The following is a 14,074-nucleotide window of genomic DNA, read 5'->3' on the forward strand; positions in this document are numbered from 1 at the left end:
ATTACGTGGATCAGTCTTGGGCCAGGTCCCAGATCAGGTGGGCGTCAATCAGCAGACGCATCTCCCAGCGCACCGCCTCGCCCTGGGCCTGCACGGCAGCGCGTGCCGCATCGGTAGCTTGGCGGCGTGCCAGCAGCAAGGCCTGCAGGTCCGCCGCGCCCAGGCCGTAGGCGCGCTGCATCAAGCGTGCGCTCTCAGCGCTGAGACGGGCTGTCTCGCTTGCGATGCGCCAGCGCTCCAGGCTGCCGGTGGCCTCGGCGTAGGTCTGTGCCGCTTCGAGCTCGATCTCGCGGCGCGTTTGGTCCAGCGCCGCCTGCAGTGCGTCGGTCTCTTTGCCGGCCTGCAACGCCCGCGCGCTGCGGTAGCTGCCACCGAAAGGGATGCTGATCGACAGGCCCACGACCCGTTCGTTGCGCATCGCCTCGTTGGCCGCGAAGACGCCCACCGTGGGGTCAGCGATGCGGTCGGCCCGCGCCCGCGCGGCCGTCACGCCGGCGCGCCGCCACTCCGTCTCCGCAGTCTTGATGGGGTCGGCTTCCTCCAGCACGCGCTCGCGCCACTGGGCCTCGGGCCAGACCGGCGTCTGGGGAGGTGGCAGCACGATGCCGTCCGGCACCACGGCCGCAAAGCGCACGCGCAGCGTGGCTTCAGCCTTGACGACTTCGGTGGCGGCCTGGCTGACATCACGCGCAATGCTGCCGATGTCGCCCTGCGCGACATTGGAGTCCAGCGCCGACGCATCACCGGCCCGCTGGCGCTTGGTCACCACGTCGAGATTGCTCATGGCGATGGCAAGCTGGTCGCGCAGCAGTGCGTGCTGGCGTTTGGCAACGATGACGCCCGTCCAGGCATCGGCCAGCGTCCGGGCCGCCTCGTGGCGCGCCTCGCCGAGGCGGGCTCGGCCCAACTCCACCTCCAGGTCCCTTAGCTGGCGGTCCAATCCGGCTTTGCCGTTGACGCGGATGGCGCGCTCGAGCGCCGCCGTCCATTCGTTGGAGCGTGCGCCGCTGTCCTGGTAGCTGCGCCGCTGGCCCTGAACGCGGGCAGTCCACTCATGCGGGCCAGCCGCAATGGCCGCACCACCGTGGTTGGCGGCCTCCGCGGCGAGACGGGCGCGCGCTACGGCCGGATCGGCCTCGATCCAGGCACTCGCCTGTGCGGTGGAGGGCAGGAAGCCGGGGGTCGGCACGTCTTCAGCACGCGCGGACAGCGTCACGCAGAGCCAGGCGCATGCGATGAATCTCGCTGCCAGCCGCTTCATTTGAATTCTCCTTGTCGAACGACGGGCGTGGCCCAATAGCGCGCGCCGGTACGGACCAGCTCGGGTTGCAACCGGGTCAACAGGGCGTCCAGTTGGTCGTGCGCGACCAGCACCTGAACCACGGCTGCATCGCTGCGGCCACTGACCTGATCCTGGGTGCTCAGAGCGCCATGCCCGTAGCCGTGGCCCGAGGCTGGCGAGCTGGTGAAAACGCCTGCCTCGCCGACGGCCAGCAGAGCGTCGAGCACCCGCTCTTCGGTCAGCGCCGGGCACAGCAGGTGCAGACAGACCAGGTTTGATGGGAAATCAGCCATGGGCCACCTCCGGCGTTGCAAGTGCAGCCGCCCGCGGCTGGCCGAAGCGCAGGTAAAGCAGCGGCAGCAGCACCAAGGTCAGCGCCGTGGCGGTGATGAGCCCGCCGATGACGACGATGGCCAGAGGACGCTGGATCTCCGAGCCTGGCCCGGTCGCGAACAGCAGGGGGATCAGGCCGAAGGCCGTGATGGACGCGGTCATGAGCACCGGTCGCAATCGCCGTCTGGCCCCCAGCGTCACGCTGTCGAGCAGCGTCATGCCTTCGGCGTGCAGCTGGTTGAAGTAGCTGACCAGCACGACGCCGTTGAGCACTGCGATGCCCAGCAGTGCGATGAAGCCGACCGACGCCGGCACGGACAGGTATTCGCCGGTCACCCACAACCCGACGATGCCGCCGACCAGCGCGAATGGCACGTTGCTGAGGACCAGCAGCGCCTGGCGCACGGAGCCAAAGGTGGAGAACAGGATCATGAAGATGATGCCGAGCGCCAGCGGCACGACGAGTCCAAGACGCGCCGCGGCTCGCTGCTGGTTCTCGAATTGGCCGCCCCAGCTGATGCGGTAGCCCGTGGGGAGCTGGACCGCGGAGCCGACCTTCTGCTTGGCCTCCTCCACGAATCCGACCAGGTCGCGACCGGACACCTTGGCGATGACCACGCTGTAGCGGCTGCCCAGCTCACGATTGATCTGCACGGGCCCGGTGTCACGCTGCAGGGTGGCGATGGTTTCCAGAGGGACGGAGCGGCCGTCTGATGTCGAGATGCGCAGCGCAGCGAACTCCGCTGGTGACATCCGCATGCGTTCTGGGCCGCGCAACACGATGGGAACGCGTCGCGCGCCTTCGATGACGGTTCCAGCTCGCTGTCCTTCGATCTGCGCCCGCAGCGCGTCTTGAACATCCTCGACAGACAAGCCGTAGTTGCCGGCGGCCAGGCGGTCAATCACCACGCGCAGGTACTGCACGCCGTCGTTTTGCACCGTGTAGACGTCCTGGTTGCCAGGCACCGTCTTCATGACGCCTTCGATCTTGGCGGCGATCTGGTTCAGCGTCGGCAGGTCGGGTCCGAATACCTTGATCGCCAGATCTCCGCGCACGCCGATGATCATTTCGGACACGCGCATGTCGATGGGCTGGGTAAAGCTGTACTTGATGCCAGGCATCTGGTCGAGCACCGTTCGCACCTTCGCAATCAGCGCGTCCTTGTTCGCCAGTTGCCATTCCTCGCGCGGCTTGAGTACGAGGAAGGTGTCCGTCTGGTTCAGACCCATGGGGTCCAGTCCGATCTCGTCTGAACCGGCCCGTGCCACCACCCCGGTGATTTCAGGGATGTTTTTCATCAGCGCCTGTTGGATCTTCAGATCCAGCGCTGCGGTCTCCTCCAGGCTGACCGAGGGCAGCTTCTCGATGCCAACGATGAGATCTCCCTCGTCCATCGTCGGCAAAAAGGTCTTGCCGACCTGTGTATAGACGAGGCCCGCCACGACCAACATTGCAACGGCCACGACGTACACGACCTTCTCGCGCCGCAGAGCGCCGTTGAGCAGCGGTACATAGCCCTTGAGCAGCTTTCGCACCACCCAGGGGTCCTCATGCGAAACCTGCTTGATCAGAAATGACGCGACCACTGGAATGACCGTGAGCGACAGCACCAGCGAGCCGAAGAGCGCGAAGACGATGGTCATCGCGACAGGCACAAAGAACTTGCCTTCCAGATCCTGCAAGGTCAGCAGCGGCAAGAACACGACCACGATGATGAGGACGCCGGCCACCACGGGTGTCGCGACTTCCCTGACGGCGCGCAGGACCACGTGCAACCGTGGCAACTTGCCCGCGGTCTTGTCGTGTCCGAGGTGCTGCACAACGTTCTCGACGACCACGACGGCTGCGTCCACGAGCATGCCCAACGCGATCGCCAGGCCGCCGAGGCTCATGAGGTTGGCGGACATGCCGCTCAGGCGCATGGCGATGAAGGTGGCCAGTGCCGCGAGTGGCAGCACCAGGGCGACGGTGACTGCCGCGCGCAGGTTGCCCAGAAACGCCCCGAGAAGGATCAGCACCAGCACGGTGGCTTCCAACAAGGCCTTCGACACCGTGCCGACGGCCTTCTCCACGAGCTGGGCCCGGTCGTAGAACGCCTTGACGTGGACACCCTTGGGCAGGGTTGGCTCAAGCTCGGCGAGCTTGCGCTTGACGCCTTCGACTACCTTTTGAGCGTTGGCGCCTGCAAGCCCCAGCACAAGCCCTTCGACGGCTTCGGCCTGGCCGTCCTTGGTGACAACGCCATAGCGTGTCACGCTGCCAAGGCGAACATCAGCCACGTCGCCGAGCCGGACGGGTACATTGCCTTTGACGGTGACAACGATCGCCTTGATGTCGTCTGCGTTCTTCAGGCTGCCTTCGGCGCGAACCAGCAGGACTTCGTCCCCCTGGCCCAGTCGGCCAGCGCCATCGTTCCGGTTGTTCTTCTCAATCGCAGTCTTGAGCGCCTCGGTGGAGAGGCCCATCATGCCCAGGCGGGCCATGTCGGGGACCACCTCAAAGCTGCGAACCTTGCCACCCAGCGAGTTCACGTCCGCCACGCCTGGGACCGTGCGCAGGGCAGGGCGTATGACCCAGTCCAACACCTCGCGACGCTGTTCGAGCGTCATCTCGGGCGCCTCGACGGTGAACTGGTACATCTCGCCCAACGGCGTCGTGATTGGCGCCATGCCACCGGAGAGGCCCTGGGGCAGGTCGCCCTGGATGTTCGCCAGGCGCTCAGCCACTTGCTGGCGCGCCCAGTAAAGATCGGTTCCGTCTTCGAAATCGATGGTGACGTCGAAGATGCCGTACTTCGACACCGAGCGCAGCATCTTCTGGCGCGGGATGCCAAGCATCTCCACTTCGATGGGCGCGACGATGCGGCTCTCAACCTCTTCAGGCGTCATGCCGGGCGCCTTCAGGATCACCTTGACTTGGGTGCTGGAGACGTCGGGGAAGGCGTCGATGGGTATGCGTCCGGCCAACTCGCCTTGAACCGTCGGGCTGAGGCAGCCAGGATGGTGTCCACCAACGCAAATAGGTGGACACCATGTCAGACGCCAAGCCGGCCAGTCGCCGGCGTCACCATGCAGAACTGAAACGTCAAGTCATCGCCGCATGCGCGGCGCCTGGCGCGTCCGTGGCCCAGGTGGCGATGAGCTACGGCCTCAACGCCAACCTGGTGCACAAGTGGCGGCGCTTGGCTGTGCAAGATGGCGAGCCTGCTGGCTCCCCTGCTTTCGTCCCGGTGTCGGTCGTCACCGAGGCGCCGCCGTGCGAGCCGGCGCAGTCCATCGAACTGGAGCTGCAGCGCGGCCCGGTCCATGTGCGCGTGCGTTGGCCGATGACAGGCGCGACTGCCTGCGCCGCCTGGATGCGCGAGCTGCTGCGTTGATGCGGGTCGATGCGGTGTGGCTGGCGGTCGAGCCGCTGGACATGCGGGCCGGCACCGAGGCTGCCCTTCGGCGCGTCGTGGCTGTGTTCGGCGCAGCGCGCCCTCACCACGCCTACTTGTTCGCCAACCGCCGGGCCAACCGCATGAAGGTGCTCGTGCATGACGGCATCGGCGTGTGGCTGGCGGCCCGCCGCCTAAACGCCGGCCGCTTCGTCTGGCCCCGTGACGTGTCTGGCACGTTGAGCCTGAGCCGCACTCAGTTCGACGCCCTGGTGCTGGGCCTGCCTTGGCAGCACGTCGGCGAGGCCGGCGTCATCACGCTGCTGTAGCACCGCGTCCATTGCGGCATCTGCCGATGGGCAGCATGCCCTGGGGCTAGCAGCATCACGTCTCGTGATTGCCGACGACCTCGACACGCTCGATGCCCAGCAACTGCGCGACGCCCTGCGGTCTGCACGCGCCGAAGCGGCGTTCAAACAGGCCGTCATCGACAAGCTCACCCACGAGAACGCCATCCTCAAGCGGCTGAAGTTCGCCGCGCAGAGCGAGCGCTTCAGCGCCGAGCAGAAGAGCTTGCTGGACGAGACGTTGGACAGCGACCTGGCGGCGGTGGCCGCCGAGATTGAGGCGCTGCAACCAGGACGCGCCGCGGGCGAGCGGCAGCAGCCTCGGCGTGAGAAGCTGCCGGCGCATCTGCCGCGTCGCGACGTGTGCCACGAGCCCGAGAACACCACCTGCGGTTGCGGCCAGGCCATGCAGCGCATCGGCGAGGACGTGGCCGAGAAGCTGGACTACCAGCCGGGCGTCTTCACGGTGGAGCGCCACATCCGCGGCAAGTGGGTGTGCAAGTGCTGCGAGCGCATCGTGCAGGCGCCGGTCGCGCCACACATCATCGACAAGGGCCTGCCGACGACAGGCCTGCTGGCCCAGGTGCTCGTGGCCAAGTACCTGGACCACCTGCCGCTGTACCGGCAGGAGGCCATCTTCGAGCGTGCCGGCCACGCCATCTCGCGCTCCACGCTGGCGCAGTGGGTCGGCGAGTGCGGCGTGCAACTGCAGCCCCTCGTTGACGCGCTGACCGCCGAGCTGCTGCGCCAGCCGGTGTTGCACGCTGACGAGACGCCGGTGGCCATGCTCAAGCCCGCCGGGCAGCGCGATGGCAAGACCCATCGGGCCTACCTCTGGAGCTACTGCAGCACGCAGTTCAGCACGTTGCAGGCCGTCGTCTTCGACTTCGCCGACAGCCGTGGTGGCCAGCACGCCCGTGACTTCCTCGGCTTGCCGGGAACGCCGGGCAAGCCAGCTTGGCAAGGCAAGCTCGTCTGTGACGACTTCGCCGGCTACAAGGCTTGCTTCGAGCTGGGGGTGACCGAGGTCGGCTGCATGGCGCACGCCCGGCGTAAGTTCCATGAACTCTGGGCCAACCACGGCAGCCAGGTCGGCGAGCTGGCGCTGAAGTTCTTCGGCCAGCTCTACGAGGTCGAGCGAACCACCGCCAACGCCGACAGCACGACTCGGCTTGAAGCCCGCCGAGCCGCCCGGCCGCTGGCCGATGCCCTGAACCAGTGGCTGCGGCAACAGCGCCAGCGTGTGCCGGATGGCTCAGCCACGGTCAGGGCCATCGACTACAGCCTCAAGCGCTGGGCGGCGCTGACACGCTACCTCGACGACGGCGATCTGCCCATCGACAACAACTGGGTGGAAAACCGCATCCGGCCCATCGCGCTGGGGCGGCAGAACTGGCTGTTCGCCGGCAGTTCGCGCGCGGGCAAGCGGGCAGCGGCCGTGATGAGCCTGATCCACTCGGCAAAGCTCAATGCGCTTGACCCCTATGCGTACTTGTGTGATGTGCTGGAGCGACTGCCGACGCAGCCCGCCAGCCGGATCGACGAGCTGCTGCCTCATCGCTGGAAAGCACCGACGATCAGCTCGGCTCCTTGCGGCACAGGCAGTAGATGAACTTCTGCACGGTGCCGAAGGGCGTGTGATGCTCTTCGCGCTCCTGCTGCAGCAGCGTGAACGGAGCGCCGAACTCCGCATGCAGGCCATCGGCGCTGTAGCGCATCACGGGCAACCCGCTGCACTTCTCCGGGCCGTCCTCGGCGAACGTCGCCACGATGACGTGGCCGCCGGGCTTGACTGCGCGCATGACCGCGTTGACGTAGGCCTCGCGCTCTTCGCGAGTCGTGAGGAAGTGGAAGACGGCGCGATCGTGCCAGACATCGTAGGCATGGCGCGGAAGCTCGACCTTCGTGATGTCGCCAGTGAGCCAACTCACACCGGATGCTCGCTCGCAAAGCCGTGCACGCGATGCAGCCAGCGCGGCCTCCGACAGGTCCAGGACCGTGACATGCTGGTAGCCATTGGCCAGCAGATCGTCGACCAAAGTTGAAGCGCCCCCGCCGACGTCGATGATGCTCGCCTCCTTGGACACCCGCGTGCGCGCGATGAGCTCGACCGATTGACGCGCGTGCTCCTGGAACCAGCTGACGCCGTTCTCGGACTTCGTCGTATAGACCTGCTCCCAATGTTCCTTGGATTGCATCTGAGCCTCATGAACCGGATATGCCGTGAGTCGGCGAATCCACCCAATGTAGCGGTGAGCTCGATTCGGCGCAGTCAAGAGGGGATGGCCGGACGCTTACGTCGATGGGGAGGTTGCGGAAGGCGTACCAGCCGAAGCCCGCCAGCAAGGCAGCCCCCAGCAGGATGAAGATGCGCTGTGAGAGCGCAAATTGAACGAGGCGGGTCAGCATCACTCGCCTCCGCCCATGCCCAACCAAGCTGACTTGAGCGCGATGACAGAGGTCACTGCCACTTCCTGGCCGCTTTTCAGGTTGCCATGCACTTGCAGGGCTTGGCCGGCGCTGCTGACGACGGTCACCGGCACGGCGACAAAGCCCTTTGTGCTGCGCACGAAGACATAGGCCTTGTCGTCTTGGTACGTGACTGATGCCAGCGGAAGGCCCCAGCCGCCGCCGGCAGCAGCAAACGGCACGCGTGCCTGCACGACCTCTCCCGGGCGCAGCTTGTCTACGCCTTTCGTGACCCGGGCCCTGAGGGTCTGGGTTTGGCCTTCTCCCACCAGCGAGCCGACTGACATGGCAGAGGCGCTGACGTCGCGACCAGGAACTGTGATCTCGGCATTTCGTGGGACCGCCGTACCGGCGGCCACCTGCACCTCCAGCCACAACTCGCGGAGGTTGGCGATTCGCAGCAGGGGATCTGCTTCTTTCACACGCTGGCCAAGCTTGGCGTCCAGCGACGCCACCAGGCCATCACTGCGTGCACGGACGGTGATTGCGTCATCCAGGCTGCCGTTTGCCGCTGCCTTGCGCGCCGATGCAGCGTCAGCGCCGGCAAGGCGCAGGGCGGCTTCGGCCTGCCTCACCGCGGCATCCGCGCCGGCTTGCGCGGCCTGCGCTTCCTGCACTCGCCGCCCGGGGATGATGCCCTCAGCGAGGAGTTGCTTTTCGCGCTCCATGGTCTGCCTTGCCAGCTTCGCGCGGCTGTCGGCTTCCATGAGCTTGAGCTGAAGATCACCGTAGGCCGGGCTGGCGATCCGCAGTAGCGGCTGGCCTGTCTTGACTACATCCTGAGGATTGATGAGCAGCCGGTCGATGACGCCATCGACCGGCGCGCTGACCATGATGTCTTGGTTCGGCGGCAGAACGACCCGCGCTGGCGAGGCCAGGCCGGCGATCGCCGCGGGCTGGTCCAACTTGCGCACCGTGACGCCCAGAGACTGCATCTGGGCTGGCGAAACGGCGAACTCGGCGGCGGGCTCAGCTGCAATGGCGGACAGAGGCAGGCCGGCGCAGAGGAGCGCGCCAGGAATTGCGGACGCGAGAGCGCGCGCCCGGGGCATTTGAAACATGGGAGAACTCCACAGTGACCGCCATGACAGGGGCGGCCGAGATCCGGCGCCGCAGTGCGGCGCGACGTGCGATCAGCTGTGGAGCAGGGGAGGTGCGCGCCCCTCGGGGCGCAACGTACAACGACTGGGTATCGGGATGTGGTCGGCCGCCGGCGTTCCCGGCAGCACCGCCAAGGGATCGTCGCAGGGGCGAACCACGATTTCCCACACGCGGGAGACGATGAGGTCCAGGGAGGGACTTACGTCAACCCTACCGTCCGAGGCGCGCAGCGCGGCGTTCGAGTGCCCTAGCGTGTCGTGGACAGCTTCTTCGGCGTGAGACCACTCGCTGTTCACATCCGGATCTACATGATCGGCATGAACTTCACGGTGTGCCTCCTGGTGCGTGTGAGGCAGCAGCATGTCGGGGCCCATGTCATGGGCGTGGGCATGCAACGGGGCGCTCAGGAGATCGAACGCCACGAGCAGAACGACAAACCAGCGCATGAGCAAAGCCGTCTTGACGACGGGCTGCCGAGCGATGGTAGGGGTCTGACTCATGGGAGGTTTGATTTGGCGAGTTCAGTGAAGCGGTGGGGCTCCACCGACGATTTCATGCGAACGGCAGTATGCGGCATCGACCGTCCGCTGGCAAGGTACTGGGTGGGGGTACCTTTAAGATTGTGAAGGATGACCGCTGGAGACGCAGCTACTTCAAGTAGGTTCGCAAGATCGCAACGACTTCATCGACCTCGACCTGACGCTGGGCCGGCGTGATGTCGACTGCCGCGACGTGATCGCGAAGATGTCCTTCCAGAACTTCGGCCATCAGGCCTGCGACGGCACCGCGGATAGCTGCAATCTGCTGAAGGACCTTGCCGCAGTCCATGTCCTCACCAGTCTCGATGAGGCGCTCGAGCCCATCGGCTTGGCCCTTGATGCGGCGCACCCGCGCCAGCAAGCTCTTTTGTCCTTTGACGGTGTGCGTCATTCTGTTCGCCTAGGTAGGGTACTGGGGTAGAGTACCTTCATTCAAATTCCGTGCGCGCCAAATGGCATCCGGTGCGCCCGCATCATGACCGACTTTGCAACCCTGCTGCAGCAAGGCAACGCTTGGCTGTTCGTTCCCAGCGCCATCCTGTTGGGCGCGCTTCACGGGCTGGAGCCCGGGCATTCCAAGACCATGATGGCCGCCTTCATCGTCGCGATCCGCGGCACGATGACGCAGGCCATCCTGCTTGGGCTGTCTGCCACGCTGTCACATACGGCGGTCGTCTGGCTCGTAGCTTTGGCTGGCCTGTACTTTGGGCGGAACTGGCAGGCGGAAGCGACCGAGCCCTACTTCCAGGTCGCTTCTGCGGTCCTCATCATCGCTGTCGCGGTCTGGATGCTGTGGCGTACCTGGCGCGACCAGCACGAGCACGATCATCACCATGACCACGGGCACGACGAGCCGCAACGCATCGTCACCGGTCACGGCGTGCTGCGTGTCGAGATCTTCGAGACCAACGCGCCGCCGCGCTTTCGCCTGATCGCGGAGAGCGGACAGGGCTGGGACGCTGCGGAAGCGGAGGTCACGACGATTCGTGAGGATGGCGGCCGGCAGCTCTTCAAGTTCGTTCGCAAGGACGGATTCCTAGAGTCCCTTGACGAGATTCCCGAGCCGCACGCGTTCAAAGCCCAAGTCAGTCTGGGCCTCGGTGGAGAGCACCACGACTATTCACTGACGTTTGAAGAACACCAGCACACCCATGACGAGCTTGAAGCAGGCGACTTGGAGTTTCAAGACGCACACGAGCGCGCTCATGCGAACGATATCAAGCGCCGCTTTGCCAACCGCAATGTCACCACAGGCCAGATCATCATCTTCGGCCTGACCGGTGGGCTGATCCCTTGTCCCGCATCCATCACCGTGTTGCTGCTGTGCCTGCAGCTGAAGAAGTTCACGCTGGGCGCAGCGTTGGTCTTGTGCTTCAGCATCGGCCTGGCGTTGACGATGGTGACGTCGGGCGCGCTCGCCGCGTTGAGCGTCAAGCACGTATCCAAGCGCTGGAGCGGCTTCGGAGCGTTCGCACGCAAGGCGCCGTACTTCTCAAGCGCCTTGATATTGCTCGTCGGGCTCTATGTCGGCTATGAAGGCTTGCACGCGCTCAAGTTGTTGGGGGCGTGAATCCAGGGTCAACAGCGCCAAGCTCGAGAAAAGCGTTGCGGCTGCAGCAGAAAAACAAAAGCCCCGGGCTGGCCGGGGCTCAACGCATCTTCGCTGTCATAACGTTAACGCGCCTGCTCAGGGAGGAAAAGCAGGGAAACTGGCCGCAGCCAAGCTTCGATCTCGAATCTACCACTCGACTCAAACGCCGAACTGGAAATGTCGAGCTGCCCACAGTGAAATCGCAACAGCAACGATCAACCATATCGAGATGATCACGGCCGCTCCGACCACGCTGCGCGGCTTGTCGCGCCGGCCGGTGATCCAGGTCTCGGCTTCAAGGCGTGCCGCGTCCAACACAGACGCGGGCAGCAGACGGATAGCCAGCCATATCAAGCCAGGCAGCAGCAGCACATCGTCGACGTAGCCGAGCACCGGGATGAAGTCCGGGATGAGGTCGATCGGACTCAGCGCGTAGGCCACGACGAACGCGGCGAGCAGTTTTGAGATCAATGGCGCATCGGGATGGCGACGTGCGAACCAGAGAGTCAACGCGTCGCGCTTGATGCTTCGTGCCCATGCGCGTACTTTGTGGATCAGATGCATGGCGTCAGTGTGGCGTGCTACGACGTGCCCCGCGCGCGGACCGCCGACCAGTCACACCCTCCATCAGGATTTGCGGCGCCTACCAACGGCAGCAGCGATACGCCAGGCCCAGGCCAGCCGAGTAGGAACTGCGGTTCAGGGTCAGCGGACTGGCGGCCGCATCACCGATCAATCTCGATGTCCCCGCGTTGCCGAAGAGGATCCAACGCGGCGTGAGAGCGGTGATGAATCCCACCCCAGCGTATGCGTTGCGCAGCCCGGCACTGGGCGTGTGTGCCGGGAGCGTGGTGGAAGCCGCCTGCTCCGGAGTGATGCCGGCGTCAAAATACGGTCTCAGGCGCAACGTCGCGTTGCTGGCGGGATGCTGCTTCTCGATGCCATTGCCCCCCAATCCGACCGCCGGATAACTGGTGATGCTACCGCGAGCCTTTAGCGCTCCGGCCGTGCCGTCGCTAGGCAGACTGCGATCCGGACTGCGCCAAGGCGAGGCGGTCCTCCAGGCGTCATGCGTGCTGCTCCGGCTTGGATTGCGCACGTCCATTCCACAGGAAGAACCCCGACACGAACGCCAGAACGACCGCTTGGGCGGCGAGCCCGATGGTGGAAGGGTATACGCCTAGCAGCTCAACGCGCGGCGATGGCAGGGCGCTAGGGGCAATCCAACCGGCTTCCTGCAGTGCGGCTACACCCTTGCCGGTCAGGACAACGGCGAGCACGGCGACGAGCCAGGAGCTGGCGGAGAAGAACTTGCCGATGGGTAGCTTTGCGCTGAAGCGCAGCAGCAAGACGGTGATTGCTGCCAGGCACAGGACGCCGGCCGCCAGGCCAACCAAGATCGCGCGGTCATTGCCCTGGCCCCAGAGCGCCGCGTAGAACAGGATGGTCTCGAAGACCTCGCGATACACCGCAACGAAGGCCAGACCGAACATGAAAAACGCTGACTTCCGGTTCAAGGCTGCAGACATGCGTTCGCGCAGATAGACCTGCCACTGACCAGCAACGCTCTTCTGGTGCATCCAGATGCCCACACTGACCAACACCGCGGCGGCGAACAGACTCGACAGCCCTTCTGTCACCTCACGGTTGGCGCCGCTGATGGTGACGAGGTACGTCGCGGCCCCCCACGTTGCCGCACCTGCGGCGAGGGCCGTCAGCCAGCCGGCGTGAACGTAGCCGAGCACGTCCGGGCGTTCCGCCTTTCGCAGGAACGCAATCATGCCCACCACGACCAGCAGAGCTTCAAGACCTTCTCGTAGCAGGATGGTGAGGCTCCCCAAGAAGGCAGCCGTCGAGTCTGCCTTCGAGTCAGAGAGCACCTGGTCCCCCTGGGTGAAGAGACGCTCCACATCAGAAGCAGATGCGGCTACTCGGTCAATCGGAGCCTTGTCTGAAAGCTGTGACCGGTAGCGGCTCATCGCCACTTCAATCTGGCTTTTCAGCGAGCCATCCTTTGCAGCCAATGCATGCTCATAGGGCTCAACACCGTCCAAGTAGGAAGATAGAGCAAGGTCTTGAGCCTTCTTGATGTCACCGGCCTTGTAGGCCGCCAAGCTGAGCTGCAGCTGCTTTCGCGCGAGCGTCAGGTCACCAGCAGGAGCCTGGTTGAGCGCATCCGGATTTGCATGCAGGTACGCCATGACCACGCTCGCTTCCTTTCCGCTCAGCGTCTCAGCCAAGTCGTTCTGCGTGAGGCCGACGAAGCGGTCGACATTGGGGACAGCGGCCTTCGCCCTTTCTCCTTCGCTCCACACCTTCTTGCCTTGCTCGATTTCGCTGCTGTCGTGCGCAAAGGTGCCCAGGTAAGTCGCCACAGCCCATCGGTCTTCTTCAGACAGCTGACCGAACGCGGGCATCGCCGTGCCGGCGAGACCTTGCGACACAGCTTGGTAGAGCGCAAAGAGGCTGCGTTGACTTGCACGCTCTTTGTCAGTGAACGCGATGGGCTTAGGGTTCAGTGACTTCCCCACGGGGCCGTCGCCGTTGCCAGTCGCGCCGTGGCAGCTGGCGCAGTTCTGGGCGTAGATCTTCGCCCCGAGCCCAACGTCCGGAATTCTCGAGGGCGCCAGCGGGACGGGATAGACGGCGACAAGGTACTTGGCCAACGCCTTGGACAGCGCGCCAACCTTGCTTGCGTCAGCTCGAGCGCCGATGGCTGCTTCAAGCTCCGTAGCCTGTGCAATCAACGCGGGCTGCTCGCTCTTGGTTTCGAGCGTCGCGATTTTGGTTCGCGCCGTCAGTGCGAACTCCTTCATCTCGTCGTACTCGGACTGAGAGACGACCTTGCCATCCTTGACGGCGCCGGCGTAGTCGACAGCCAAGTAGTCGAGGATTTGCCAAACGCGCTTCACGTCGGCTTCCGACGCCTGCGACACGCTTGAGAAGAGGAACGTGACCAGGATGGCCAGCCCCCTGGCGCTGCGATGGACTGTCTTAGTGAGACTCATTTCGGTTCTCGAGCAAAAAGATGGCCC

General features: G+C 64.9%; 15 protein-coding genes. 4 read left to right on the plus strand and 11 right to left on the minus strand.

The features are described from left to right. Positions 1–10 precede the first annotated feature (10 nt). From AC07VX_RS08020 to AC07VX_RS08030, 3 genes are read right to left on the minus strand one after another with little or no spacing between them, the layout of a single operon-like run. Complete coding sequence (locus AC07VX_RS08020; protein ID WP_088481169.1) at positions 11–1,261, minus strand: TolC family protein; 1,251 nt, start codon at positions 1,259–1,261, stop codon at positions 11–13. Then, positions 1,258–1,575 carry a DUF3240 family protein gene (locus tag AC07VX_RS08025; protein WP_088481168.1) on the minus strand — a complete coding sequence of 106 codons (318 nt, stop codon included), beginning with the start codon at positions 1,573–1,575 and terminating at the stop codon, positions 1,258–1,260. The genes AC07VX_RS08020 and AC07VX_RS08025 overlap by 4 nt, the downstream gene beginning before the upstream one ends. Further along, on the minus strand, positions 1,568–4,582 hold the full coding sequence (locus tag AC07VX_RS08030) for an efflux RND transporter permease subunit (RefSeq protein ID WP_493164217.1): 3,015 nt from the start codon (positions 4,580–4,582) through the stop codon (positions 1,568–1,570). The genes AC07VX_RS08025 and AC07VX_RS08030 overlap by 8 nt, the downstream gene beginning before the upstream one ends. 65 nt (positions 4,583–4,647) lie before the next feature. Here AC07VX_RS08030 and tnpA point away from each other — a divergent pair, with 65 nt between their 5' ends. The 3 genes from tnpA (at position 4,648) to tnpC (ending at position 6,951) form a co-directional block, all read left to right on the plus strand. Continuing rightward, on the plus strand, positions 4,648–4,992 hold the full coding sequence (gene tnpA, locus AC07VX_RS08035; protein ID WP_493164219.1) for an IS66-like element accessory protein TnpA: 345 nt from the start codon (positions 4,648–4,650) through the stop codon (positions 4,990–4,992). After that, positions 4,992–5,321, plus strand: a complete 330-nt coding sequence (gene tnpB / locus AC07VX_RS08040; RefSeq protein WP_493164221.1) for an IS66 family insertion sequence element accessory protein TnpB — start codon at positions 4,992–4,994, stop codon at positions 5,319–5,321. Before tnpA ends, tnpB begins: the two co-directional genes overlap by 1 nt. Before the next feature lie 64 nt (positions 5,322–5,385). Continuing rightward, on the plus strand, positions 5,386–6,951 hold the full coding sequence (gene tnpC / locus AC07VX_RS08045) for an IS66 family transposase (RefSeq protein ID WP_493164223.1): 1,566 nt from the start codon (positions 5,386–5,388) through the stop codon (positions 6,949–6,951). Here the strand turns inward: tnpC and AC07VX_RS08050 are convergent. From AC07VX_RS08050 to AC07VX_RS08070, 5 genes are all read right to left on the minus strand, one after another. Continuing rightward, positions 6,917–7,537 (minus strand): class I SAM-dependent methyltransferase, encoded by a 621-nt coding sequence (locus AC07VX_RS08050; protein WP_493164225.1) that lies wholly within the window; start codon positions 7,535–7,537, stop codon positions 6,917–6,919. The genes tnpC and AC07VX_RS08050 overlap by 35 nt on opposite strands. Positions 7,538–7,544: 7 nt before the next feature. Further along, on the minus strand, positions 7,545–7,748 hold the full coding sequence (locus AC07VX_RS08055; protein WP_493164227.1) for a hypothetical protein: 204 nt from the start codon (positions 7,746–7,748) through the stop codon (positions 7,545–7,547). Further along, a complete protein-coding gene (locus AC07VX_RS08060; RefSeq protein ID WP_268149219.1) occupies positions 7,748–8,869 on the minus strand; it encodes an efflux RND transporter periplasmic adaptor subunit in 1,122 nt (373 codons plus the stop codon). The genes AC07VX_RS08055 and AC07VX_RS08060 overlap by 1 nt, the downstream gene beginning before the upstream one ends. A gap of 72 nt (positions 8,870–8,941) precedes the next feature. Then, the gene (locus tag AC07VX_RS08065) at positions 8,942–9,409 is read right to left on the minus strand and encodes a hypothetical protein (RefSeq protein ID WP_268149217.1); all 468 of its coding nucleotides are present in this window, start codon (positions 9,407–9,409) and stop codon (positions 8,942–8,944) included. A gap of 148 nt (positions 9,410–9,557) precedes the next feature. Further along, positions 9,558–9,839 carry a metal/formaldehyde-sensitive transcriptional repressor gene (locus AC07VX_RS08070; protein WP_493164230.1) on the minus strand — a complete coding sequence of 94 codons (282 nt, stop codon included), beginning with the start codon at positions 9,837–9,839 and terminating at the stop codon, positions 9,558–9,560. A gap of 84 nt (positions 9,840–9,923) precedes the next feature. Here AC07VX_RS08070 and AC07VX_RS08075 point away from each other — a divergent pair, with 84 nt between their 5' ends. Further along, positions 9,924–11,018, plus strand: coding sequence for a nickel/cobalt efflux protein RcnA (locus AC07VX_RS08075; RefSeq protein WP_268149214.1), 1,095 nt, complete (start codon positions 9,924–9,926; stop codon positions 11,016–11,018). Positions 11,019–11,198: 180 nt separating this feature from the next. Here AC07VX_RS08075 and AC07VX_RS08080 read toward each other — a convergent pair whose 3' ends face one another. The 3 genes from AC07VX_RS08080 to AC07VX_RS08090 form a co-directional block, all read right to left on the minus strand. Continuing rightward, entirely contained in the window at positions 11,199–11,603 is a 405-nt protein-coding gene (locus tag AC07VX_RS08080) for a YkvA family protein (RefSeq protein ID WP_088481166.1), read from the minus strand. Between the two features lie 79 nt (positions 11,604–11,682). Next, positions 11,683–12,144 carry a MipA/OmpV family protein gene (locus AC07VX_RS08085; protein ID WP_088481165.1) on the minus strand — a complete coding sequence of 154 codons (462 nt, stop codon included), beginning with the start codon at positions 12,142–12,144 and terminating at the stop codon, positions 11,683–11,685. Continuing rightward, positions 12,107–14,047, minus strand: coding sequence for a cytochrome c/FTR1 family iron permease (locus AC07VX_RS08090; protein ID WP_088481164.1), 1,941 nt, complete (start codon positions 14,045–14,047; stop codon positions 12,107–12,109). The genes AC07VX_RS08085 and AC07VX_RS08090 overlap by 38 nt, the downstream gene beginning before the upstream one ends. Positions 14,048–14,074 lie beyond the last annotated feature (27 nt).

This window comes from Roseateles sp. GW821-FHT03B02 (assembly GCF_059421025.1).